At 68.1% G+C, this 22,712-nt stretch carries 20 protein-coding genes and 7 pseudogenes; 17 read left to right on the plus strand and 10 right to left on the minus strand.

Annotated elements, in window-relative coordinates; translation table 11 throughout:
- Positions 1–36: 36 nt before the first annotated feature.
- Positions 37–999: pseudogene (locus C8250_RS41955) on the plus strand (ISAzo13 family transposase); the annotation flags it as partial.
- A 16-nt stretch (positions 1,000–1,015) separates the two neighbouring features.
- Here C8250_RS41955 and C8250_RS41960 read toward each other — a convergent pair.
- Positions 1,016–2,362, minus strand: a complete 1,347-nt coding sequence (locus C8250_RS41960) for an IS4 family transposase (protein WP_187145173.1) — start codon at positions 2,360–2,362, stop codon at positions 1,016–1,018.
- 82 nt (positions 2,363–2,444) lie between these two features.
- On the opposite strand from C8250_RS41960, the pseudogene C8250_RS44275 reads away from it, so the two are divergent.
- The 4 genes and pseudogenes from C8250_RS44275 to C8250_RS41980 form a co-directional block, all read left to right on the plus strand.
- Positions 2,445–3,593: pseudogene (locus C8250_RS44275) on the plus strand (ISAzo13 family transposase); the annotation flags it as partial.
- A gap of 7 nt (positions 3,594–3,600) precedes the next feature.
- Positions 3,601–4,077 (plus strand): annotated as a pseudogene (locus tag C8250_RS41970) (transposase); the annotation flags it as partial.
- A gap of 635 nt (positions 4,078–4,712) precedes the next feature.
- Positions 4,713–5,108, plus strand: a complete 396-nt coding sequence (locus tag C8250_RS41975; protein WP_138359008.1) for a hypothetical protein — start codon at positions 4,713–4,715, stop codon at positions 5,106–5,108.
- 118 nt (positions 5,109–5,226) lie between these two features.
- The gene (locus tag C8250_RS41980; RefSeq protein ID WP_138359006.1) at positions 5,227–5,550 is read left to right on the plus strand and encodes an ankyrin repeat domain-containing protein; all 324 of its coding nucleotides are present in this window, start codon (positions 5,227–5,229) and stop codon (positions 5,548–5,550) included.
- 460 nt (positions 5,551–6,010) lie between these two features.
- On the opposite strand, the gene C8250_RS41985 is transcribed toward C8250_RS41980, so the two are convergent.
- On the minus strand, positions 6,011–8,266 hold the full coding sequence (locus C8250_RS41985) for a hypothetical protein (RefSeq protein ID WP_138359004.1): 2,256 nt from the start codon (positions 8,264–8,266) through the stop codon (positions 6,011–6,013).
- 60 nt (positions 8,267–8,326) lie between these two features.
- On the opposite strand from C8250_RS41985, the gene C8250_RS41990 reads away from it, so the two are divergent.
- Positions 8,327–8,569, plus strand: coding sequence for a hypothetical protein (locus tag C8250_RS41990; protein ID WP_138359002.1), 243 nt, complete (start codon positions 8,327–8,329; stop codon positions 8,567–8,569).
- A 519-nt stretch (positions 8,570–9,088) separates the two neighbouring features.
- On the opposite strand, the gene C8250_RS41995 is transcribed toward C8250_RS41990, so the two are convergent.
- A complete protein-coding gene (locus C8250_RS41995) occupies positions 9,089–9,439 on the minus strand; it encodes a DUF4267 domain-containing protein (protein ID WP_232486198.1) in 351 nt (116 codons plus the stop codon).
- Positions 9,440–9,502: 63 nt separating this feature from the next.
- On the minus strand, positions 9,503–9,949 hold the full coding sequence (locus C8250_RS42000) for a DUF1772 domain-containing protein (RefSeq protein ID WP_138359000.1): 447 nt from the start codon (positions 9,947–9,949) through the stop codon (positions 9,503–9,505).
- A 90-nt stretch (positions 9,950–10,039) separates the two neighbouring features.
- Here C8250_RS42000 and C8250_RS42005 point away from each other — a divergent pair, with 90 nt between their 5' ends.
- The 9 genes and pseudogenes from C8250_RS42005 (at position 10,040) to C8250_RS42050 (ending at position 16,695) form a co-directional block, all read left to right on the plus strand.
- The gene (locus tag C8250_RS42005; RefSeq protein WP_138358998.1) at positions 10,040–10,624 is read left to right on the plus strand and encodes a TetR/AcrR family transcriptional regulator; all 585 of its coding nucleotides are present in this window, start codon (positions 10,040–10,042) and stop codon (positions 10,622–10,624) included.
- A gap of 401 nt (positions 10,625–11,025) precedes the next feature.
- Entirely contained in the window at positions 11,026–11,592 is a 567-nt protein-coding gene (locus C8250_RS42010) for a hypothetical protein (protein WP_187145208.1), read from the plus strand.
- A 184-nt stretch (positions 11,593–11,776) separates the two neighbouring features.
- Entirely contained in the window at positions 11,777–11,977 is a 201-nt protein-coding gene (locus C8250_RS42015; protein ID WP_346268793.1) for a hypothetical protein, read from the plus strand.
- A 120-nt stretch (positions 11,978–12,097) separates the two neighbouring features.
- Positions 12,098–12,478: a cupin domain-containing protein gene (locus C8250_RS42020; RefSeq protein ID WP_138358994.1), complete on the plus strand. Its 381-nt coding sequence runs from the start codon at positions 12,098–12,100 to the stop codon at positions 12,476–12,478.
- Positions 12,475–12,897 (plus strand): hypothetical protein, encoded by a 423-nt coding sequence (locus C8250_RS42025; protein ID WP_138358992.1) that lies wholly within the window; start codon positions 12,475–12,477, stop codon positions 12,895–12,897. Before C8250_RS42020 ends, C8250_RS42025 begins: the two co-directional genes overlap by 4 nt.
- A gap of 30 nt (positions 12,898–12,927) precedes the next feature.
- Positions 12,928–14,712, plus strand: coding sequence for a hypothetical protein (locus C8250_RS42030; RefSeq protein WP_138358990.1), 1,785 nt, complete (start codon positions 12,928–12,930; stop codon positions 14,710–14,712).
- A gap of 534 nt (positions 14,713–15,246) precedes the next feature.
- Positions 15,247–15,673, plus strand: a pseudogene (locus tag C8250_RS42040) (NADP oxidoreductase); the annotation flags it as partial.
- 120 nt (positions 15,674–15,793) lie between these two features.
- Positions 15,794–16,427, plus strand: a pseudogene (locus C8250_RS42045) (transposase family protein); the annotation flags it as partial.
- Between the two features lie 67 nt (positions 16,428–16,494).
- Positions 16,495–16,695: a hypothetical protein gene (locus C8250_RS42050; protein ID WP_138358988.1), complete on the plus strand. Its 201-nt coding sequence runs from the start codon at positions 16,495–16,497 to the stop codon at positions 16,693–16,695.
- Between the two features lie 82 nt (positions 16,696–16,777).
- On the opposite strand, the gene C8250_RS42055 is transcribed toward C8250_RS42050, so the two are convergent.
- Positions 16,778–17,659: an NAD(P)-binding domain-containing protein gene (locus C8250_RS42055; protein WP_138358986.1), complete on the minus strand. Its 882-nt coding sequence runs from the start codon at positions 17,657–17,659 to the stop codon at positions 16,778–16,780.
- 96 nt (positions 17,660–17,755) lie between these two features.
- Here C8250_RS42055 and C8250_RS42060 point away from each other — a divergent pair, with 96 nt between their 5' ends.
- Positions 17,756–18,127, plus strand: a complete 372-nt coding sequence (locus C8250_RS42060; protein WP_138358984.1) for a helix-turn-helix domain-containing protein — start codon at positions 17,756–17,758, stop codon at positions 18,125–18,127.
- Here the strand turns inward: C8250_RS42060 and C8250_RS44280 are convergent.
- Positions 18,014–18,382: a replication-relaxation family protein gene (locus tag C8250_RS44280; RefSeq protein WP_269288620.1), complete on the minus strand. Its 369-nt coding sequence runs from the start codon at positions 18,380–18,382 to the stop codon at positions 18,014–18,016. The genes C8250_RS42060 and C8250_RS44280 overlap by 114 nt on opposite strands.
- A gap of 193 nt (positions 18,383–18,575) precedes the next feature.
- Between C8250_RS44280 and C8250_RS42070 the strand changes: the two are divergent.
- Positions 18,576–20,338: pseudogene (locus C8250_RS42070) on the plus strand (S8 family serine peptidase).
- 182 nt (positions 20,339–20,520) lie between these two features.
- On the opposite strand, the pseudogene C8250_RS42075 reads toward C8250_RS42070, so the two are convergent.
- The 4 genes and pseudogenes from C8250_RS42075 to C8250_RS42085 all read right to left on the minus strand — a co-directional run bounded on the left by C8250_RS42075 (position 20,521) and on the right by C8250_RS42085 (position 22,700).
- Positions 20,521–21,442 (minus strand): annotated as a pseudogene (locus C8250_RS42075) (integrase core domain-containing protein).
- Positions 21,427–21,714, minus strand: a complete 288-nt coding sequence (locus tag C8250_RS44285) for a DUF3995 domain-containing protein (protein ID WP_274599419.1) — start codon at positions 21,712–21,714, stop codon at positions 21,427–21,429. Before C8250_RS44285 ends, C8250_RS42075 begins: the two are co-directional and overlap by 16 nt.
- Before the next feature lie 57 nt (positions 21,715–21,771).
- Positions 21,772–22,191 carry a DUF6463 family protein gene (locus C8250_RS42080; protein WP_210340064.1) on the minus strand — a complete coding sequence of 140 codons (420 nt, stop codon included), beginning with the start codon at positions 22,189–22,191 and terminating at the stop codon, positions 21,772–21,774.
- A complete protein-coding gene (locus tag C8250_RS42085; protein ID WP_198359363.1) occupies positions 22,188–22,700 on the minus strand; it encodes a DUF2867 domain-containing protein in 513 nt (170 codons plus the stop codon). The genes C8250_RS42080 and C8250_RS42085 overlap by 4 nt, the downstream gene beginning before the upstream one ends.
- Positions 22,701–22,712 lie beyond the last annotated feature (12 nt).

A 22,712-nucleotide genomic window follows, 5' to 3' on the forward strand; every position in this document is an offset into this window, starting at 1 on the left:
CATGTTGCCTTTCCTCGCGGGACTCGTTGAGCCGGTATGGGCATATCCAGTGAGGTCCGCGGGCAGCTCGCGCTGCGGTTCGGGGTGCTGTTCCCGCACTTGAACGAACGGCAGCAGCGTCTGGTGCTGGCGCAGGAGGCCCGGTTACTTGGGCACGGCGGGGTGCGGGCGGTGGCGCAGGCGGCCCGGGTCAGCGAGACAACTGTCCGCAACGGCGTGTTCGAGCTGGAGGCCGGCGGAGAGCCCCTGCCGGAAGGGCGAATCAGGAGATCTGGCGGCGGCCGGCGCTTGGCCGAGGTTCTGGACCCGCAGCTGGTGCCGGCGCTGCTGGGGATGGTTAAGCCGGATGAGCGCGGGGATCCCATGTCGCCGCTGCGGTGGACGACCAAGTCATTGCGTAACCTGGCTGAGGAGTTGGCCAGGCAGGGCCATCAGGTGTCCGCACCGACGGTGGGCCGGCTGTTGAAGGAGCAAGGCTTCAGCTTGCAGGCCAACGCCAAGACGCTGGAGGGGAAACAGCACCCTGACCGGGACGCCCAGTTCCACTACATCAACGAGCAGGTCATCGAACATCAGGCAGCCGACCAGCCAGTGATCAGCGTCGATGCGAAGAAGAAGGAACAGCTCGGCGATCTGCCGAACCCCGGCCGACAGTGGCGGCCCCAAGGCGATCCGGTCCAGGTCGAGGACCACAGCTTCTTCTTCACCGGCCCGGACGTGCCGCACGCCATCCCGTACGGCATCTATGACATGACCGCCGATCGCGGGTGGGTGAACGTCGGGGTCGACCACGACACCTCGGTCTTCGCCGTCGCCTCGATCCGTGGCTGGTGGCAGGCCCGCGGCCAGGCAGGCTATCCGCGTGCGACCCGGTTGCTGGTCACCGCGGACGCCGGCGGTTCCAACAGCTGCCGCTACCGGTTGTGGAAGGCCGAGCTCGCTGACTTCGCTGCCGAGACCGGCCTGGCTGTGACTGTCTGTCACTTTCCTCCAGGCACGCAATGCCGTTGCTTGATTAGTGAACTATCCCGGGATGCAGAGTGATGACCTTGGGCTCGACCCTCCGTGTGGGTTGCCGGTCCCGGGTGTTGATTCGGTAGGAAAGCTTGGAGGAGTACTTCGAGTCCGGGCGCTTCAGGTGCCGGTCCGCCTCCCGTAGACGCCGGGTGCCGTTGTCAAGCTTGCGGTGGACCTTTGCCGCCATCACGGCCAGGAACTTCTTGATCTTCGTCGGCGTGTCCGCGCACTGGCGGACCACGCTACGGCGTGTGTGCTTGAGGACTTTGACGAACGACACCCGGTCCGGGTCGATACCGTTGTCGTCAGCCAGCTGCATGACGACCCGGGTCAGGCAGTGGTGCACCGTCAGATGAGCCCAGACCTCCTGCCGGACAAGGGCGGGGTCGCCAGAGCGCAGAACTTCGGCCGGTCCGCGCTGGAACGTCTTGATCTGCCGAAATGCCGACTCCGCCTCCCATCTTTCCCGGTACAGAGCTGCCAGCTCCGCCGCCGGGTACTCCACCGGGTCCAGCAGGTCGGTCAGTAGCCTGACCATCTCACCGCCGTCGATGCGGTACTCGATCACCCGGACCAGTACACCGCCGGGGTGCGCGCCCTTCTGCCCGGCCAGGTTCATCCTCGCCAAGTAGGTGCCGTCAGCCAGATGCTCGACCGGACGGTGGGCCACTGGTGAACGGGCCCGGAGCAGGAGATGTGACCCGGCTTCCAGATACGCCTTCCACAAGGCGACTCCGGGAAAGTTGCGGTCCATGACCACGAGCATCCCGGCTGCCGAGCCGGCCAGAGTGATCGCGAGTTCCCGCTCGCCGCCGTTGAAGCCGCCCACCGCCGCGTCGATCTGCGCGTGGGTGCCACACTCGGTCAGTGTCACCACCCTCACCTGGGGAAACCCCGCCGACTGGCCGTTCTTGGTCGGTCCGCCGAACGCAGCCCGATTCACCTTTGTGTCCGGCGCGTCCAGCACAAACCCGTCCACCGCCGCCAGCCGCATACCGTGGTAGAAGGAGCCCTCCAGCCCGACCGGCGCCAACGGGCCGGCCAGCTCCTGGAACACGGCCTCCAGCACCAGGGGCCCCAGACGCCCGCGCGCCCGGGTAAACGACGACTTGTTCGGAATGCACGCACTCAACTCTGGCACACTGCCGACCAGTTGTTCAGCTACATCGTCGTATGAGTCCTGCTGGAACAGTGCCAGCGCAAGGGTGAAATAGACCATGAACCCAGCGGGCAGCGCGCCGGGCTTCTTGTCCCGGACCCGGCACTTCTCCAGCACCCCGGCAACCAGTTCCGGCGTCACCCACCGCGTCACCACCCCCAGCCGCACATGATCTGACAACCCCACCCAAGGATGCATGCTTGGTCCAACGACCCCGCCCCTGCAGCGTCACTGCGAACTGCTTAACGAGTTCAAGCAACGGCATTGTCCAGGCACGAGCAAGTGGAACAAAATAGAACACCGATTGTTCTCCGCCATCACGATGAACTGGCGTGGCAGACCGTTGACCAGCCACGAGGTCGTCGTCAACACGATCGCCGCCACTCGCACCCGCACCGGGCTGCGGGTGGACGCCGTGCTTGACACCGGCGACTACCCCGTAGGCGTGTCGGTGAGCAGGGAGCGAATGAGTGCTCTCCCGATCACACCCCATGCCGAGCGCGGGAAGTGGAACTACACCATCGGGCCCGCCGCGACCGGCACGAAGGCCGCCGTCGGCATCGGCGAGCGGGACCGCAACCGGTCGGCGGCCCTGCATACCCTGGCCGACCCGCGGCTGACCGGCATGAGCCGAGGCAATCTGAAGGAGTTGGCCGCCAGCCTCGCTCCCGCACAAGCAGCGCGGGCCGAACAGCGCTACTTCGAACAGCGTGGCGGCAGACGTCGCCAAGTCAAGGGAAGTCACGGCCGACCTTTGCTCACCGACGCCGACAGGGTCCTGATCGCAGTTGTCTACCTGCGGCAGGTCTGCTCCCAGGTTGTCTTGTCCGAGTTGCTGGAAGTCAGCACGGGCCCGATTGCGGCCGCGGTCGTCGAGACCGGCAAGTTGCTGGCCAAACGCAAACACGGCATCGAGCCCACCGTTCTGCGCTTCACCAGCGCGACTGCGCTGCGGGGCTTCCTGGCCACCGACATCGTGCCGACGCGGCCGAACCGCCTGGCGACCCTCGGCGATCCGGCGCTGACCGGGATGAGTCGGCAAGAGCTGGCGAAGCTGATCGGGCGGCTGTCCTTGCACCAGGCCGCCGAAGCTGAACGGCGCAAGCATCGGCAGCGCGGAGCCGACAGGCAGTTCGGAGCCCGCGGAGGGATCTTCTCCGAGAAAATCACCGACGCCGAACGCGTCCTTGCCACCATCCTCAGCCTGCGCAAGGTCTGCAGCCGCGACGTGGTAGCCGACCTGTTCCAAGTGAGCCGACGCACCATCGGCAACGCAGTCCTGTGGGTCCGCCCCCTGCTGGACCAGGACGGATACACCGCAACACGTTCCAAGGGAAGCTACTCCACCGCCGCTGACCTCCTCAGCGCCATCGCAGAACACGAAGGCAACCGGGACGCACCGATATCGCCACGTTGAATCTTTACGACTCCACTACGCCCGCAACTTGCTGAGCAAGGTCCCCAAGTCGGCCCAGCCGTGGGTGGCCACCTTGTTGCGGACGGTCTTCGAACAACCCGACGCCGACGCCGTCCGCCATCAGATGGCGTCGGTCATCACCACCCTCGACGACAAGTTCCCTGCCGCAGCGGAGCACTTGGATGCCGCCCGGGAGGACCTACTGGCGTTCACCGCGTTCCCACGCGTGGTCTGGAAGTCGATCTGGTCAAACAATCCGCAGGAGCGGCTGAACAAGGAGATCCGCCGCCGCACCGATGGCGTGGGCATCTTCCCCGACCGGCCCGCGATCCTGCGGCTGATCGGTGCGGTCCTGGCCGAGCAGACCGACGAGTGGATCGAGGCCCGGCGCTACATCGGCAGCGAGATCCTCGCCCGCTGCCGACTCCACCCGATCGAGGGAGAAGCCACCGACGAGATGAGCACGACAGCCCTGACCGCCTAACCTGAAAACGAGTCACCGATTGGCCGTCGATACACCACGCCAACGGACGTGACCGCGGGATCCAAGCCCCTGTTCTTTGCCCAGGAACAGACGATCGCACTGTCGTAGGTGGCGTACGGATGCTGGGTAGCCGTCCCGCGCCGCGACTGCGAGCGAGGAGCAGCCTGGACCGGGTGGCCTGCCGGATGGCCCGGGCACTTCACCGTGCCTCGGTACGGGCGCGTGCCATGCGCGATGGAATGCGCGTGACGGGCTGGCTCACCAGAGGTCGCCTCATGCGAGCTTCCGTCAATGGGTGACGCGCTATCGGGGCCGGCCATTGCGAGCTCCGCGTGAAGGGGAGCCGGTACCGGCTCCGGCCAGGTCTCCGTAGCGGCAGGGGAGGGGCGGCTTGCCGGGACCAGGTCGCGGCCCGTCTTTGTGTTCAATGTCGGCGGTCGTGGCAGAGTCCTGGTGTGCGGCTAGTTGAGTCCCGGCTGATGGCCACCAGAAATCCAGGTGGATGGCCCTCCGACCTGTAATGTTCCTGATCGCTTCCTTATCTGAAGGAGAACCCTCCGTCCGGTTTGCTGGTGTTTGCGAAGCATCAGCGAACCGGTCGAAGAGGTCCTGTGACGAAGTCTGACAGAGAGATCATGGAAATATTCGAGGCGTACGACCTGACCGAGACGGTCTGGTCGGCAGCCACCCTGACAGGACACGACCCGAAGACGGTCAAACGCTATGTCGAGGCCCGAGACAGCGGGCGCAACCCGTACGAGCGCGAGCCGCGGCCGAAGATGATCGACGCTTTCCTGGAGAAGATCGAGGAGTGGGTCGAGCAGTCCAAGGCGACGATCCGTGCCGACGTGGTTCACGACAAGCTCGTGAAGATGGGCTACCCGGGCAGCGCCCGCTCGACCCGGCGGGCGGTGAACGCGTCAAAGACCGCGTGGAAGGCCGGCAAGCGGCGGACCTACCGTCCGTGGATCCCCGAGCCGGGCCGGTGGCTGCAGTTCGACTGGGGAGAGGGGGTGGTCGCCTTGAACTGACCCCTCACTCTCAGGAACACCACGAGCTGTCCTCTGACCAGCGGTCTTGACCGGTCGCGAACTGGTATCTCTTGGCGTGACATCAACCGCTGCCAGCGGCCTGCCCTCGGAGGAACCCATGTCCTTGTCGCCCGGCCACCTTGCTGTCGAGCAGGAGGATCTACCGCGGCTTCGCGAACTCCTGGACTGCGGATATGACGTGGAGGACGACAGAGGTGACGGCTGGACCCTGTTGCGGCACGCCATCGACGTCGAAATAGACGGCCACGTCCAAAGCGGCGACCCACTCCACGTGGACGTCACCGCCTTCCTGCTGGCCCGAGGCGCCGACCCGCTCCGGGACGCCAACGGCATCCCGCCCGCCGAAGAGGCAGAAACGCGCGGCCACTGGCTGGCCGCTGAACTCATCCGGGCCTGGACGTCCCGGCGGGCTGGAGCCTGACCCCAGCCGGCCCCGAAACAACCGCACCAACCAAGATCGTGGGGTAATCGGGTCAAGACCGTTCAGAGGACGCTGGCCACCGGCATGGATTTCTGATGGCCACCAGCCTGGACTCTCGACGACCGCCCACCTGGGCATCTCAATGACCGTTGACATCAAGGGGGCTACTGAGGCGCAGCCTGCCGTCAGCAGTACTGCGGCGAGCGTGAGCGGAATGTATCGGCGCATCCGCCCACGGTTTCGCATCGAGGGCGAGACGAGTTCACCCGGTGGGCCATGGAGTTCGACGCGATCGACGCCGACACCGCAGCGGCAGGCGGCAGGGGGAGGGCGTCCCGACCCTGGGTGTTCCGCACGGGCCCTCGAGCTTGTTGTTGCCGTGGCCGAACCCCGGCCGGGGCCGGGGCTTGAGGTAGCCGAACCGGCCGAACCCTGCGGGCCAGCGACAAGGGCAGCGTCTTCAGGTGCCGACGCTCCAGGACAGGGTGGCGGTGCAGGTGCCCTGGGCGTAGGTGGCGGTGATGTCAAGGGTCTTGGCGTTATTGGGGGCTGTCCCTTTGATCTTGTGGGTGTTCGTGCCGGTGAGGGTGCCGTCGGCGATGGTCTTGCCGTCAATGGTCAGGGCCCACTGCACGTTGGGACGGCAGCCTTTCGCGGGTTCGACGCTGAGGTGGCCAGGCATGGTGCTTGCTTGGTCGGTCAGCTTGAAGTGGGCCCGGACGGACCGGTTGCCGCCCACCGTCCAGGTGTAGGTGGTGGTGCTCTCGCCGAAAGCGCCGGTACCGGACTGGTAGATAGCGGGCTGACTGCCCGATACATAGGTGGCGGGGCCCGGCGGAGCTGGGAGCAGGACCAGGAACAGAGCGAAGAGGGCGGTTACCGCAACACACGCGGCGAACCCTCGCACGATGAGCTTGGCCTCTCCCGGCCCGCGGCCGGCTTGCGATCCTGTGGCGCGGGACTGCGGCGTGCCGGCGGTGGATCCGGGTCCGGCTGTGCCGGATACCGCCAGAAAGGACGGGGGCTCGCAGGTGTCCGGGTCGGCGGTTCCGTCCTTCGCGGCCCGCGGGCCGACGCTCTGGGGTGCCTCCCCACGGACGGCTGGGCCCGGGGGACAGGTGTGGCCGGTACCAAAACGGGCGTCCGGGAGCCGAACGGATCGGTAAGGCGGCACGGTCGACTGGTCGGTGTCCTGCACCACACGTGCATCCAGACCAGTGCCTTCGGGCGGCTTCACCGGGCTGCCGGGCCGGCCGGCGTCATGCCCCGGTGGCGCATCAAGGGCTGCCATCGCGGCGTCGCTGTCCCCGTTCGGGCCTGGCGGCGGATGTCCCTTTGAGCTGGGGATATGGATTGCTTCAGGTCGTGCGTCAATCCAGGCGGGTTCGCCGGCGCCCAGTTCCTCGTGCTGGACGAGAGCTCGGCTGACGATGTCGTCGAGGTCGGCGTTGAGTGCGCGCTCGGCAATGAACGAGGTCAGTTGAGCGTCCTGGCGTACCGCGTTCTGCCGCGCCGCACGCAGTTGCGCCTGGGCCTGGCGCAACTCCTCCTCCAGGCGGCTGATGGTCTGCTGCGCCTGTTCCTGCTCGGTGCAGACCGCGGCGCCGAGCGCGTCTGCACGCTCTTGCTGTGCCGCAAGCACGCGGGTGGCTTCCTCCCGGGCGGCCTCCGCTTCGGCCAGGGCTACGGCGGCTTGGCCGCGAGCGGCATCGGCGTCGCCGAGCGCCGAGCGGGCTGCGGCGTGGCCGGCCTGGGCCTGATCACGCCAGTGGGTCTCCCGGACCCGAAGGGCCGCTTTGAGCGCCGCTGCTTGTTCAGCGGCGATCTGCAAGGTCTCGCAGGCCTGCGCGAGCCGCTCCAGCAACAACGCTTCCCGCTCCTGCCAAGCCTCCCGCTCCGTCGCCGACTCCTTCCGGGCTTCCTCTTTCTCCCGCAGGTGCCATTCCGCTTGTTCCTGCCAGTGCTCGACCTGCGCTCGAGCCGTGGCCACGTCCTGACGCAGCCTGGCCACCTCAGCGGAAACACCGTCCAGCGCCTGCCTCATCCGCTGCTCCCGCACGCGCAGCCGGTCCACTTCCTGCCCAGCCGCCCGCAGCGCCCGCCGCAGAACAGCTTGTGCCCGCAGCACACGCTTGACCCGCTCGTCCGCCCGTACCGCCCGGCACTTGTCCCTCATCAAATCCTTTTCGAGCCAGATGATCTGCTGCTGCTGAAAACCCACCAGCAAACGCGCACTGGCATACCCGTCGACTACTGCGTACACCGCGTACACGTCCGGCAGACGCTCTCGCAGGGCCAGCTTGTACGCCGCCCACAGCTCCTCCACGTCGTGACGCTGTGGCACGCCACGCTCCTCCTCAAGAACCCGTAGGAGATCGAAAACAACATCCCGCGTGGGCACCAACCGGCCCTGGATCATCCGCTGCACCGAGGCCTCGCTACGCCCCGACCGCAACGCACCCAGCCGCTTCGCTCCCGCGGCTCCGGGCTTGTCGTCCGTTGCTTCAGGCGGTGCCGTTTCCAGCAGACGCTGGGCGATGTCCTTCAGCGTCAGCGGCCGATCACCGCTCTTCAGCGGATCGAAGACGACACGGCGCACGGTGGTCGTCCAGCTGAACACCGGTTCGGGCAGGCCCTCGTCAATAGGCTCCACAGGCCGTCCGGGACGCGCCATGTTCATTCCCCCCCTGGAGTAATTCCTGGTCACGTTCTGCATCAATTGTGGTTCCGGAACCGTGGAGCGCAGACCAACCGACCACGGACACAGGAGCCCACCATGGCGCGCCCCACACCTGCTACGCAGGTCAACCGTCAATCCCGCCGCAGCCGCACCGCCGGGGTGCGGACTGATGTTCGTCTTCTGAGTTGGCTGACCACCTTGACCGGACTGCTGTCCGTCATCGCGGTGGTCATTCTGACTCTGACCGACCACGGCGAGGCCGCCGTGGCGGTCGGTGTCATCGGTGGGGCCATGGGCACCGCCGGCGGCATCCAGGTGACCGTTAACATCCGCCGATAACTGAAGGGTCGTCAGCAGCCCCCGGGTACGACCGGCACCACCTTGTCAGCGAACCGCTGGGGGAACGACAGATGTATATGCCCCCGTGAGACTGCGGACGGTGGTGCGGGGCGTGGTGGCACTGCGCGCGATGAGCGTCAACGCCGCCGTCGTCGCGTTCACCCAGGGCGGCATCGGTGATATCACCTCCTGGCGGGCCGCAGCTCCCACGCGCTGGCCACCTCGGCCAGGCGACACGTGCGTGCACAGGGGGTGCTGCGCGCGAAGGAGGCCGGGCCACCGTTGCGGATGCTGGAGATCGACAGGAACTCCGAGCCGGTGCAGCGCGTCGCAAAACTCCCGCCTACGCCGCCTGCTACCGCCGCCCGTGTCAACGACCTGGCCACGCCACGCACTTAAACTTCGTGCCGCCGGGCCGAGGATGCCGAGACCGTGCCGTGCTGGCACAGCGGCCGCATGTCGGCGCGCTGCTGCTTGGTGCCGAACGCCATCCAGGCGGTGACGGGAGGGGTGCCTGCCTCAGTCGCGCCGGATGTCATCCCCTGCCGCCCGCCGCCGGCTCACCCGGCGGCGGGGTGTCTGGGTCGGGTAGGGCTGGGCCTTGTGTTGCAGGCGGTTCGCGGGCGTAGGCAGCACCCAGCCCAGCGCCCGGCGGTGGTCCGTCACCAGCAGGATGCCGAGGACCAGGGCCAGGACGACGTCGCGGATTCCCTTGATGATCAGGAAGCCGCCGCCGTCGCCGGACGGCCAGCTCGGGAGGCCGAAGCCCGGGGCCGTCGTCTCCGGGCTCAGGATGAACTCCGTCCCGAACCAGAGGATGAAGAGGATGAAGGCGGCGGCCAGGACGGTGTTGATCTTCTTTAGCGACATCGTTCTTCCCCTTGCGAGTCTTCGTGAGCTGCGGCTGACGACCGGGCGGGTGAGCCCGTGGGCTCAGGTGAGGGCAGTGACCAGCAGGGCGAAGGCGGCGATGATGACGGCGACGCGGATGTAGTGGAGACGCTCCCAGCGGTTCAGCTGCTGCTTCCAGTCGGCGGGCCGGTTGTCAACGGTCCATGTCTTGTTCCGGTTGTTGATCGGAACGAGCAGCAGAAGCGACATGACCACGCTGAGGATCAGAAGCGTCCCGGCGGTGACGACGAGGCCGGTGTCCTGGTGGTCCCACCCGGCGAAAGCCCAGATGCCGACCAGGACGAGCGAGCCGATGTACCAGAACGGCATCACGGCGCCGAGCATCCGGCCCCCGTGGGCGTGGCCGAGTTGGCCGCTGTCCTCCGGGAGGGCGTTGAGGATCGGGCCCATGACGAAGGCGACGCAGAACTCCACCCCCACCATCACGCCGACGATCACGGTGGTGACGACCTCGAGTGCGTTGAGCATGATGACCCTCTTGGCATCTAGTGCTGCTAGCTGACGAGTCAACGCTAGTACTGCTGCCGCTCTCTTGTCTAGCAGTGCTAGCATCGAATCATGTCGGTACAGGAACGCAAGGAACGCGAACGGGCGGAGCGCGAGCGCCTCATCGTGGCGACAGCCCGTGAACTCGCCGAGCAGCAGGGCTGGGACGCGGTCACCACCCGCCGGCTCGCCGAACGCATCGAGTACAGCCAGCCCGTCCTCTACAGCCATTTCCGCGGCAAGCGCGAGATCATCGGCGCCGTCGCCCTCCAGGGCGCCACCGAGCTGGCCGCGGCGGTGCGGGCCGCGACCGCCGCCGTGGACGGCCCGCGCGAGCGGGTCGCCGCCCTCGCGCGCTCCTACCTCGCCTTCGCCGCACGCAACCCGGCGGTATACGACGCGATCTTCCAGCTCGACGGCGGTCTGGCGTACGCACAGGAGGACACCCCGGCACCTCTCAAGGACGCTTTCGCCGCGCTGCTGGAGTGCCTCGGAGAGGTCGCCGGGGACGGCGTCGACTCGGGGCTGTTCACCGAGGTGTTCTGGGCGTCCCTGCACGGGGTGGCGACCCTGACCCGGTCGGGACGGCTGCCGCCGGAGCACACCGAGCCGAGGGTGGAGCTGCTGGTGGACCGGCTCGCCATCGCCATGGTCTGACACACCATCCCGGCGGGCACGCGGCCGGGGCCCTCGGGCCCCGCCGCTGCCTGCCTGCGGCATCGCCGGGATGACGTTTCCCCCGAAGAACTCGCGAGTTGCTGCCTCTACGCGTTGTTACGGCCAAGGTCGCAGTGCGCCGCCTCGTCGAGGTCGCTGTGACGGGGCTGCGCGGCGGCCACTGACGCATGCTCGCCATCATGTTTCCACGGCTGAATTCAGTACTTGTGACTGCTTGGTGGCGCGCCACGCGAAGGCGGCGCGGCTTCGCCTTTGAGCGCATGGCTATGTAGGTGAGTAGGGGAGGTGTTTGTCGTTCAGTGCGGAAGGCGGCTTCGTATTGTGAAGGGTGATGTCCTTGCAGTGGGACGATCGGTGTGCTTCTCCCGCTGGGGGTCCGAATGCACATATCGACGAGCAAGGTCGAGCTGTACGCGGCGATCCGCCGTGACCAGCGTGCCGGCCTGTCGATGCGCGCTCTGGAGCGCAAGTACGGGGCGACCTGGCGGACGATCCGCAAGGCCCTGGACTCGAACTGGCCTGAGCCCCGGAAGAAGCAGGCACCGCGTCCGACCAGGCTGGACCCGTATAAGCCGGTGATCGATGGAATGCTGGAGGCAGACCTCGACGCGCCGCCGAAGCAGAAGCACACCGTGAAGAGGATCTTCGACCGGCTGCTGGACGAGCACGCGGCGGCCGGGATCTCCTACCAGATGGTCCGCGCCTACGTCGCTGTGCGGCGCAAGGAGATCCGGTGGGAGGCCGGACCCGGGCCGGAGGAGATGTTCGGCCCGCAGTCCCACATGCCGGGGGACGAAGCGGAGGTCGACTTCGGTGATGTCCACATCGTGCTGGCGGGGGTGCCCACCCGTTGTTACTTGTTCTCGCTGCGGCTGTCGTACTCCGGCAAGGCGCTGCACAGACCCGTTGACCGCACTATCGGCGTGTCCTACGCGTCGGCGTGGTGAGGGCGAGGAGTCTCCGTTCGGGATGTTCCCGAGGCGCAGGAGCTTGTCCCGGAGGGACAGTCGGAACAGCACCGCCAGGACGACGATCATGATGGGGCCGCCGACGAATTCCGCCGCGGTGAACTGCGCGGCGTGGCCCTCCACGGAGCCGGCCAGTCCGCGGTCGGCCTGCTGGCGGGCAATCGTGGAGTTCACCTTCGGCGGTATCGCCCTGATCCCCGACCAGGCCGACGCGAAGCTCCCCATGGAGGGCGTCACCTGGAACTACACGACGTTCCTCAACATCGCCTTCCTCATCCTGGCCGGCGCCCTCCTCATCCGGTTCCTGCGCGCTGGACAGCGGCAGGATGCTCACGCCGCCGTCCGGCCGGCGCGGCGAAGTTGACGGTCATCAAGATCGCGTCTGGTGTGTGGCGGCGGGCCGACCGTACGGAGCGTGACGTCACAATGTGATGCCTCTATGTCACGCCTTCTTGGTGACAGCACAACCGCTGAGGAGGCCATCATGCCGCGCACATGCAAGGACGAGGCTCCGCTCCTCGTCGACGCACCAGTCATCCAGGGCCGGTACATCGAGCTTGACGACTACACGGTCTCCTTCGAGACCTTTCCCGGCGACGCGGACGGCACGGAGGCGTTTCGCGGGTTGCCCGACGACCGGTGCCAGTGCCCGCACTGGGGCATGGTGTTCTCCGGCCGGCTCCTGCTCCGCTACCGTGACCGCACCGAGACCTACGAAGCCGGCGACGTCTACTATGCCCCGCCCGGCCACGTGCCCGTCGTGACGGCGGGGACCGAGACCGTCGACTTCAGCCCGTCCAAGGAGTTCCGGCAGACGATGGCGGTCGTGGCCGCCAACATGGCCGCCTCGGGAGGTACGCGATGAGTACCACGCAGCGAACCGTTGAGACCACGGCCCGCGAGCTGGCCGACCGGCTCGTCACCTTTCTCGAGACCGGGATCCCGCCGGCGGGCCTGTTCACGCCGGACGCGTTCTGCGACTTCACGCTGCCGCGGTGGCGCCTGCAGGCACAGGGAATCAGCGATCTCGTCGCGCTGCGCAAGGCCGGGCACCCCGCCGCCGGCCGGGTGTCCCGGTCCCGGTACGACGCCACGGCAACGGGCTTCGTTTTGGAAGTCGAGGAACAGTGGGAGCAGGACGGCGAATCCTGGTACTGCCGGGAGCTGTTCCGCGCCGACGTGGCTGACGGGTCGATCTCGCAGCTCTCCGTGTACTGCACTGGCGACTGGGATCGAGCCCGCGTCGCGGAACACGCCAGGTCCGTGCGGCTGCACAGACCGTGACCGCGGGCCGGACCGCAGTATGATCTGGCCATGGAGCCTGCGGCCGGCACGGTCGCCGCCGCCCGAGCGGCACTGCTGGCGGCCTACTACGAGGCCCGCGACAACGGCGACGCCGAACTCATGGCTGCGGCGGCACTGAGACTGCCGTCGAGTCAGTACTTCGGCACACATCCGGGTCACGTGCCTGCCTTGATCCACGAGGCGTACACCGTGGCGGTCGAGCCGGCGAGCCGATGCCGGCTCGCCGCCGCGCTCGCGCGGGCGTGGGCCTACGGAGGCGAGACCCAGCGAGCGGTGGCATTCGCCCGGGAAGCAGTCGCGCTCGCCGACCGCCTCGGCGATCCCGAGGTCGTCGCCGACGCCCTCGACGCCGCGCTGCTCGCCAGTTGGGGGCCCGACGACTTCGCCGAACGGCTGGCTCTCTCGGCGCGACTGGCCGACGCCGCGGCCCATCTCACCGAACCCGCGCAGCGGCTGACCGCTCATCTGTGGCGTCTGACCACCGCGTGGGAATGCCTTGACGTGGTCGCTGTGCAGCGCCAGCTTCGGGCGCTCGACATGATCGCCGAGGAGTCGGGCTCGGCCCGCGCCGCCTTCTTCGCCGCGTCCCGCCGGGCCATGTACGCCCTTGCCACCGGCGACATCGACACAGCCGATCGGCTCATCCCGATCACCCACGACCTCGGAGGCCAGGCCGCCGAGCCCGACCGGGAGGCGGTCGTGCACAGCCTCGTCGCCGCCCGGGCACGACACGTCGGTGACGCCGAGACGCTGCGGAGCGAGGCCGCCGCGTTCGAGGCATACGGCTCCAGCGAGGGAGTGCCCTCGGTGTCCGCCGAAGCCGCGGTGTTCTGGCTCGCCGCAGACGAACCCAACCGCGCGGAGCAGCTGCTGCACCAGCTCGCCGGCGCCGGGCTGGCGACTGTGCCCCGCGATGTCGACTTCCTACTCACCGTCACTTCGCTCGTCGATGTCGCCGCCGCGCTGCACAGCGATGAGATCGTCGCCGACGGCGCCCGCCTGCTGGAACCCTTTGCCGGCCGAGCGGTACTCAACGCCGGCGCGGTGACCTTCCACGGCGTGGTCGACGACTACCTCCATCGCGCCGAACAAGTACTCGGCAGACCCGACACGACGCGGTGGCGCCACAACGCGGCATCCGCCTACCAGCGGATCGGAGCCGCCTGGTGGCGGGACCGGCTCATCGCTCCCGCGGCGGCGACACCTACAACCCCTCCCGTCACCGTGCACCTGCACCGAGACGGCGAACTCGGCTGGGTCGTCGGCACCAACGGCACGACGATCGTGCTGTCAGACCTCAAGGGACTCTTCTACCTGCGTGAACTCCTCCGCAGCCCAGGCGTCGAATTGAGCGTGCTCGACCTGTCCGCCGCAGCACCGGGTCATGCCGGAGTCGTCACGGAATCGGACACAGCCGAAATCATCGACAAACAGGCCCTGGTGGCCTACCACCACCGGCTGCGTGATATCGACGCTGAGCTGGACGAAGCCGAGTCGTGGACCGACCACGCCAGACTCGACCGGCTGCGCCTCGAACGCGAGGCCCTACTCGCCGAGGTCCGCACTGCTACCGGCCTCGGCGGTCGACGCCGACGCTTCACCTCAGCGCACGAGCGAGCCAGAATCGCCGTGCGCAAGGCGATCGCGTCGACCCTCGACCGCATCGACCACCACGACGCCCAACTCGCCCGGCTACTGCGCGACACCATTCACACGGGAGCGTCCTGTCGCTATGACCCGGACCCTTCGCGGCCGGTGAGCTGGCTGCTCGACACCCCGAAATCCGAAGAGTAATTGTTTTTCGGCGGGCTAATATTGAATGCTCTGGTTGGCGTGGAAGAAGTTGTCCGGGTCGTATGCGAACTTGATCCACGGGAGCCGATAGTGGTGGCCCGGCCAGAGTTGAGGCCCGGATCAGCCCTGTGATCTTGCATCGCCGAACATTTCGCGGCCCGTCCGCCGTCCCGGTGGACGGGCCGCGCCTGATCTGTAACGCCGGCGACTTCACGCGCTACGACGTCCACGCCATACGCGAACAGGTCGATCGACCTGGTCCGCTACCGACTCTTCGGCAGTGAGCATTTTCAGCGTGGCCACTGATCGGGTGACGGAGGCAGGGCGAGGTCCGCGACGGACAGGGCTACCGTGCCGTCGAGCTGTCCGGCAGAGCGCTGAGGCTGTTCAGCACTACGGCAGCGTGCGGGGCCGGCAGCCGCAAGGCCGACCACGTCGGCGGGGCCTCGGGGTTCGCCGTCTCCCCGGCGGTTTCTGCTGCTGCGGCCTTCAACGGGCGGGCGGCCAGTTCCGTGAATGCCAGCGGATTCGGGCCTGTTGCACGACGGTGTCGTGCCGGTCATCACCCAGTACGGAGACGCTCTCGCGGGCAAGGTCATCGTCGACATCAGCAATCCCTTCAATTCCACGTTCGACGGGCTGGCCCACCGCGGGGAGACCTCGATCGCGCAGGAAGTCGCCAAGGCGGCCCCGGCCGGCGCCAGCGTGGTGAAGGCGTTCAACACCATCTTCCGCCATGTCCTGGAGAAGGGTCGGCCCGACGTCTTCTTCGCTGGCGATAATGCGCAGGCCAAGGCAAGTGTGGAGGCGTTCATCGAGAGCCTCGGGCTGCGCCCTCTGGACGTCGGCGGCCTGAAAATGGCGCACTGGCTGGAAGGAGCTGGGGGTCACGGTGGGCCTCGCCAACCACGGGGTGGGGAACTTGGACTTCGCCCTCAGTATCACCCAACTTCCCGTCTGAGCGAACGGTTCACGGATCACCGAAGGACTCGCCAATGAAGCCTGGCTTCACACTTCCCATACGCGGGCACGCTGTTGAGGGAGGTGTTCGAAGTCTCAACCCGCCGACACGGGAGTCCTGTTGGTTCCCTATCCCGCCGCACTCGACCTCCCGCACACCCTGGTGGAGTGGGTCACGATGCTCATCGTCACCCGTGAGGGTGACAGGCGCTGCATACTCCCGCCGCACCGTCGCGCACTCGTCGCGCTGGTGTACCTGCACCGCCACGACACCCTCGCCCGGATCGCGGCCGGCTTCGGGATATCCGTCGGCATCGCCCACGCCTAAGTCACCACCGTCACGGGCCTGCTCGCCGACCGGGCCCCGGGCCTGCTGAAGACGCTGCGCGAGCACGATCCCGAGTTCGTCCTTCTGGACGGCACCCTCGCCGAGTGCTACCGCGTCGGCGGCAGCCGCGCCGAATGCTCCGCCAAGCACCGCCGCCACCACGTGAACCTCCAGGTCGTCACCGACCCGATCGGCGAGGTTCTGTGGATCTCGCCCGCGCTGCCGGGCCCCACCCACGACCTGACCGCGGCCCGCACCCACAAGTTCATCCGGATCTGCGAACGCCAGGGCGTCCCCGTCCCCGTCCTCGCCGACCGCGCCTGCACCGGTGCGGCCTGCACGTCACCACTGGCCTGAGACGTCCGCCCGGCGGGGAACTCACCCCACGCAGCGCACCGTGAACCGCGCCCTCGCCCAGGCTCGAGCAAGGGCACCCTTCCCGGTCTGAGAGGATTACCGGGACCGTATTAAAGACAAGCGCGGGGGAGGGGAACATGATCGTTCTGGTACTGCTCGGCGTCCTGGCGCTCGCGGTCGGCGGGTGCGCATGCGTGGTGTGGGCGGAGCGTGGCGGGCCCCGCTGGGTCCGTGTCGTGGCGTTCGTGACGCTCACCGCCGGCGAGGTGCTGCGTCGCTCCGGGAAAAGCCGGCGCGGGAGCGTGAACCAATCCAGCGGCAGCGGCGTTGGCGACTAGGGCGTGTAGCGAAAGTGCTGCTCACAGCTACTCGTAGAGACCTGTGACCAGCAAGGTCGCTTCTCGGGCGGCAAGTGGCCGGTCAGTTCACCAGCAGGTCGATCACGCCCGTCAGGTCCTCCTCGCCGCTGCCCTCGGCCAGGCGGCGGCGCATCAGCTCGAAGTAGGGGCTGAGCAGTTCCGGGCTGACCCCCTGCTGCTCGGCGGTGCTCAGGAAGGTCGGCGTGCCGGCCACCTGCATAGCTAGGTTGGAGACGACACCCTTGGTGTAGTCACCGCTCCGCAGCTGGTTGGCCGTTTGGTGAACTGCCGGGGCCATCGCGACGAGCCAGTCGGCGAGCAACGGGGCGAGCGCCTCGGGGTCGATGTCCTCGTTGCGGATCAGAGCGAAGGCGTGCGCGGACCCGGCGAACATCCCGTACATGGCGCTGAGCAGAGCCACGTCGTGCAGGGCCGCGAAGCCCGCGTTCTCGCCGACGTAGGTAGTGCCAACCGGGACGCCCAGGGTCTGCTTGTGTCGCTCGAACAGCTCTGGCGAGCCGCTGTAGAAGACGTAGCCGCCAGCTTCCGGGACGCCGATCATTGGAGGGACGGCCATGATCCCGCCGTCCAGGTAGCGGGCGCCGCGCTCGCGGGCCCACTCGGCGCGGGCGCGGGCCTGGGCAGGGGTGCTGGTGGTCAGGTTGACCAGGTCCCTGTCGACCAGGTCGGTGCCGGCCAGCACCCCGTCGACCGAGGTGTCGTCCAACAGGCAAACGACGACCAGGGTGTTCGCTGCGACCGCCTCAGCGGCGGTGTCCGCGACCCTTGCCCCCTCAGCGGCGAGCGCCGTGGCGCGGGCCGGGGTGCGGTTCCAGACGGTCAGCGGGTGGCCGGCGGCAAGCCAGGTACGGGCCAGCGCGGTGCCCATCACGCCGAGGCCCAGCAGTGTGACGGGAGTCTTCTCAACAGTGTTCTGTGCCATGCCGACTAGGCTGGCCACAAGTCCGGGGGTGATCAAGTACGCACTTGACAGTGGGTGGTTACCCCGGGGTGAGCGAACACGTCGGAAGGGTGGGGCATGACAAGGCTGAACCGGCCGGGCACGCCAGACGGACACGTCTGCGGGATCGACACCGCGATGGAGGTGATCGGCGGCAAGTGGAAGGTGCTGATTCTCTGGGCGCTCCACGAACATCCCTGCCGTCGCTTCGGCGAGCTGCGTCGACTGCTTCCGGGGATCACCGAGAAGGTGCTGGCCTCTCACCTGCGTGAGCTGGAAGCGGACGGTGTCGTGCACCGTGTCTCCTACGACGAGGTGCCGCCCCGCGTCGAGTACTCACTGACCGAGGACGGCAAGCGCCTCAACGACGCACTCCAGCCGCTGGCCGCCTGGGGTCGCGAGCGGCCGATCAGTCGAGGGCTGGAGGAGACGGCAGGCCAGTGCCTGTAGTGAACGATCCGGGATGAAACAACGGGACGGAACACCCTCTCCCCTCTGAGGGGGTGCGACGACTTGCACGCCGTACGCCGTGGAGAACCACACCGGGGTCCGTCCGGCCTGCGGCAGGGTGATGCGGTCGACCAGCCCCTCAACGCCCAGCCGGGCCAGCCGCCGCCGGGTCTGCCCGATACGCGCAGAGGGAGCGATCACCCGGTGCATCTGCTCGGTGGTGACCAATCCGGTACTGCGCCACTGCGCCAGCACCCCCAGCGGGGCTTTTCAGCCATGCCCCTATAACGTCGCGGCTCGGAAAGGTACTTCCGTACAGGAGGACCCGTCTGACATCTTGCATTCACCACTCGTTTCGTACGGCCCGGCCGGTGCCCTCAGCACGACCGGGCCGTCTCCGGAGGACGCATTGATACCCCACATATCCAGCCGCCCCAGACGCACGCTGGTGCTGGCGGCCACGCTCGGCGCCGCCCTCGCGTTCGGCGCCCCGGGCGCCCCCTCGCGGGCTCCCTCCCCGTCGCCCCCTCCACCGCGTAAGCCGCCAAGGCCCACGCTCCGGCCGCCGTGCCGGCTTCCCAGAGTGCGGCCTGGGTGGCCGGCACGCGTGCCTACCTCGTGATCACCGCCCCCGGTGACAGTTCGGCGGTCCGCTCCGCGATCGCGGCCAACGGCGGCACCGTCTTCTCGAACTACGACGCCATCGGCGTGATCGTCGCCCACTCGGCGTCCAGCGGATTCGCCGCCACCATGCGCGGCGTCGCCGGCGTGCAGCAGGTCGGCGCCACGCGCACCTCGGACGTCCCAGCCGACGCCTACAACCCGGCGCTCCCGGCCAATCCGGCTCAGGCCTCGACCCCGGCCGGAGAACCGGTCCGGGCCGACATGAGCCAGATCAAGGCCGACCAGGCCTGGGCCGTGAACCTGGGCTCCGCCTCAGTCAAGGTCGGCATCCTGGACACCGGTGTGGACGACCAGCACCAGGACCTGGCGCCCAACTTCGACGCGGCCGACTCGGTCTCCTGCGCCTACGGCAAGCCCGACACCCGTGCCGGCGCCTGGCGGGACGTCGACACGCACGGCACCCACGTAGCGGGCACCATCGCCGCGGCCAAGAACGGCAAGGGCGTCGTCGGCGTCGCCCCCGGGGTGACGATCTCCGCGGTCCGGGTCGCCGAGCCGGGCAACTCCTTCTTCTTCGCCGAGAACACCATCTGCGGCTTCGTCTGGGCCGGTGACCACGGCTTCAAGGTCACCAATAACAGCTATTACACGGACCCGTGGCAGTTCAACTGCCCGGACAACATCGACCAGGCCGCCATCATCGAGGGCGTCAAGCGCGCCCAGGAGTACGCCGAGGGCAAGGGCTCCCTCCAGATCGCCGCCGCGGGCAACGAGAACTACGATCTCGCCCACAAGACGACCGACTCCGCGAGCCCGAACGACTCGACACCGGTCACCCGCACCATCACCAACGCCTGCCTCGACATCCCGACCGAGCTGCCGGGCGTGGTCACGGTCGCGGCCAACGGCACGGGCGTCACCAAGGCCTCGTTCTCCAACTACGGCCAGAGCGTCATCGACGTCGCGGCGCCGGGCAGCAACGTGTACTCCACCGTCCCCGGCGGCGGCTACGGCAGCAAGAGCGGCACCTCGATGGCCACCCCGCACGTCGTCGGCGTGGCGGCACTCATCGCCAGCGCCAACCCGGGCATCACCCCGGCGCAGATCCGCGCCAAGCTGGCCGCCCAGGCCAACGACATCGCCTGCCCCTCGGACGGCCGCTGCACGGGCACGACGGCCAACAACTCGTTCTTCGGCGAGGGACAGGCCGACGCCCTCAAGGCCGTCGGGACCACCCCGCCGCCCGGCAAGTACTTCGAGAACCTCGCGGACTTCTCCATCAACGACAACGCGACCGTGGAGAGCCCGATCGCCGTCACCGGCGTGACCGGCAACGCCCCAGCCACCCTCAAGGTGGGTGTGGACATCAAGCACACCTACATCGGTGACCTGAAGGTCGACCTGGTGGCGCCGGACGGCAGCGTCTACACGCTGCACAACCACGCCGGCGGCAGCGCCGACAACATCGCCCAGACCTACACCGTGAACGCCTCCTCGGAGGTCGCGAACGGCACCTGGAAGCTGCGCGTCAACGACAACGCCGCCTCCGACACAGGCAAGATCGACGCCTGGAACCTGACCTTCTAGCGCAGGGCCCGGCAACGCCCGCGTACAGCACGCACTGCGCCGGCGACAGCTCCGCGGACAAGGCGGGCTGCGGTCCTTTCGGCCATGGCTGCGAACTGCTGGGCGGCAGAGGGCACATGGGCCTCGGCGGCGGTGTACGCCGCGGTCGGGGCCTGTGGGGCTCGGAAAGTCATCGCTGCACGTCAGCCCGCGTACCGGTACTCGTTGAGGATGCCCCGAGAATGCGGGTGCGCAGGAGCCTGCGGCCTTCGAGGTCGTGGACGGGGGCGGTCTGCTGATCCGCGTCGGGCGGTAGCTGTTGGCGGGCTCGGTGGGGCCGCTGTCCGTTGTAGTGCTGCTGGTAGGCGTTCAGGATTTGTCGGGCGTGGGCCTCGCACGTGATCGGAATGTGGTCGAGTACCTCGCGCCGGATACTGCCGATCACCCGTTCGCAGTGCGCGTTCATTCGAGGCGCCCGCGGGGCGCTCAAGACCACGTCCAGGTCCTCGGACTCGAAAACGGCGTCGAAGGCTGGGCCGTACTTGCCGTCGCGGTCGCGCAGCAGGAACCTCAGCGACTCCATGCGCGTGCCCAGATCGGCGGCCACGTTGCGCGCCTGCTGGGTGGCCCAGTCCCGCGTGGGATGGGCGGTGACACCGGTGAGTTGCAGGCGCGGCGTGCCGTGTTCGAGAAACGCCAGGGCATACAACCTGTGGCCCAGCGCGGTGTCCACGTGCAAGAAGTCGACCGCGACGATGCCCTCGGCCTGGGCTGCCAGGAATTGCCGCCAGGTCGGGCCGGAGCGGCACGGGCCGGGTCGATCCCCGTCGCGTGCAGGATCTCCCACACGGTGGACGCGGCGATCGGATGTCCGAGCCGTGCCAGCTCGCCCTGGATCCCCCTGTGTCCCCAACGCGGGTTCTCCCGCGCCAGCCGCAGTACGAGCTTCCTGAGCACGGCGGCAGTCCGCGGGCGACCGGTACGGCCGGGACGTGCGGAGTAGTCCCACTTCGCGGCGATCAGTCGGCGGTGCCAGGCGGGGGTCACCGGGAAAACTCCGCACCAGCGGTGACGGGGTATCAGTGCGGACAGCGCCGCCGGGCCTTGGGTCAAGGCCCGTTCCAGCGCACGAACTCGGGTTCCCCGCGCAGGCTGAACGGCGGGCCGGCCAGCCCACGCAGCAGGAGTAACACGGTCAGGGCCCAGATACCGACGCGATAGAGCCAGTGCGGGCCGAGTTCCGGAGTGAAGTCGGCGAGGGCGAGCAGGCAGTAAGCCGCGCCCAGCAGACCGGACCCGACCAGTAGGCAGGCCGGTTTGGGCGGCATGCCAGCCCTCCGTAGACGAAGCGGCCCAACTCCGGATAGGAGCGGGCCGGCCAGGGAGTGAGCGCCCACACCACGTGCAGTGTGCCGACCGCGGTCAGGGCCACCGCGGCAATCATGGTCGTGCCGTCACGCCACATCGGCGTGCTCCTTGCCCTGGCGGGCCGTCACCAGGGCCAAGACGCCGATCGCGATCAGCAGCCACGCGCCGGACGCGGGCTCCAGCAGTGCGATCGGTATCCCGAGCCCCAGCAGGATCCATCCGGTCTCGACGGGTACCTTCCCGGTGCGCATCACGGATGTGCGGGTGAGGATGCCGAGGCCGAAGAGGGCTATTCCGCCGATCATGAACCAGAGGGTCGCCACACGGGCGTCGTTGCCCGCGCCCACGGTGTTCCATAGGCCGTCGGAGAAGATGCCCCGCCACCTCGAGTTGGCTGCGGCCCCCACCATGTGGACGGTGGCGCCAGCGAGAATCAGGCGGGGAACCCAACGCGCGAGCCGCGCGGACTCGGGTATGCGGGGAGTCGAACGGGCCGGGGTGCTCATTTCGGTGTGATCCTCTCTACAGTGCCAGGGGCTGGGCGGCTGCCCGCGTTGGTCATGCTGCGGACCACCAGGTGATGGAAGGGACGGATGAGATTGAAGTAGAGCGGACCGGTCCAGCGGCGGTAGCGCACGATCGTGACCACCTCGAACCTGGTGCGACCACCTGCCGACGGCCCAGCGAGGACAGCGAGATACCCGATCAGATGCGTGTCGGCTGACTCCAGGACGATGAACCGGTCCTCGGCGGCGGCGCTGACGGTGAAGAACGCGACCTTGTCGCCCGGTGTGAAGGAGATATCCTCGGGTCGCAACGGCACGCCGGCCGGGACGCCCGATTCACGCAGCCGCAGCAGCCGGGCGACGACCGCCCTGCCGCGAAACAGGGTCCTCATCCAGGCGGGCCGTCGCCCCATGGCCGCTGCGAGGAACCCGCGAAGAGTGGACTCGCACTCGGCTGCCTTCACATCGACGTGGTCGGCGTCGGCGAGCAGAGACGCCAGCTCGGGCACGGTGCCAATGAG

Origin of the sequence: Streptomyces sp. So13.3, assembly GCF_005860785.2 — a bacterium.
In the GTDB taxonomy this organism is placed as follows: Bacteria; Actinomycetota; Actinomycetes; order Streptomycetales; family Streptomycetaceae; genus Actinacidiphila; species Actinacidiphila fildesensis.